We start from the raw sequence: 1,096 nt of genomic DNA, 5'->3' as shown, positions 1-1,096 counted from the left end.
TTTATTATTAGAGGTTGCTTGTTTAATGATTTTAGTGGTATTTTGCTCAAATTGGCTTTTTTCGGCTTTTAAGTAGTCGTTACTGTCTTTATATTCTATTGGTATTTCTCCAACGTGTACGGTCAATTCTAGGGCTTCTAACTCGTCCACGATTGACAACATACCTTGTCCGGCTTTGTCGTTGTCTGCAATTAAAATAAAAATCTTATTCTTTAAGTGATCGCTATTCTTTTTAACTAGTTCTACGAATTTATTTTTATTTTGGACACTGTTTAGTGCGATTGCTTTATGACCAATTGTTTCATAGCTTAAAGCGTCGAAAATCCCTTCTGTAACGAAAATAACTTTATCCTGGGTAAAATCCTTTTCTAAGTATCTATCATTGAAAATTCGGACGTTAAATCCTTTTAAATTATGAGTCTTGTTCAAATTAAGTCCTTTTTCCTCGGATAGTTCATCATTTTTTCGACTAATAAAATAAGTACACGTTCCGTCTGCGTTCCAAACTGGTAAAAAGTATTGATAGCAGTAGAAAACATTACTAGCTTTTTGTTGAAGTCCTAGATTCATTTCGAGACTTTTCACACTAACTCCATTCAATCCCTGGGGGTGATAACCTAGCTTATATTCGTTTATGATATTTTCACTTAATCCACGTTCTTTAAAGTATGTAGTTTCATTTTTTGCAAGTGAATGAATTAACTCGGTTAGATCAACTTGAATTTCATTTTCCTGTGGAGCAGAAAATGAAGCTTTTCTTATTCGTTTTTCAGGAGTTGCAACTGCAGGAGCAAATTCTTCTAAAATACGTATTGCTTCTTTAAAATCAACTTGTTTAACTTGTTGTATAAAAGCTATAACGTCGCCACCTTTGCAACAATCGCTAAAGGACGAAAAACTATTATCCTTTGCATATATAGTAAAGTGATCGTGCCCTCCACAAATTGGACAAGGGTTTAATCTGTATTCTCCTTTACTTTTGTTTAATGCAATTGGCTGAGTTCCGGCAATTACTGGTGCCAGGTCCAAAATACTTATTTGGTCTTTTAATGCTTCATATTGACTCAAAACAAAAACCTCGATTCTATATTTTTTT

At 33.4% G+C, this 1,096-nt stretch carries 1 protein-coding gene; it reads right to left on the bottom strand.

Annotated elements, in window-relative coordinates; genetic code table 11:
* Nucleotides 1–1,068, bottom strand: a 1,068-nt coding sequence (locus tag BM319_RS24295; protein ID WP_175495677.1) for a toprim domain-containing protein, incomplete at its 3' end; no start/stop codon positions are given.
* Nucleotides 1,069–1,096: the final 28 nt, after the last annotated feature.

The sequence above is a fragment of the Bacillus sp. UNCCL81 genome, from assembly GCF_900112535.1.
Taxonomy (GTDB): domain Bacteria; phylum Bacillota; class Bacilli; order Bacillales; family Bacillaceae_G; genus Gottfriedia; species Gottfriedia luciferensis_B.
The sequence above is the reverse complement of the archived record's forward strand: the minus strand, read 5'-3'. Positions and strand labels throughout refer to the sequence as shown.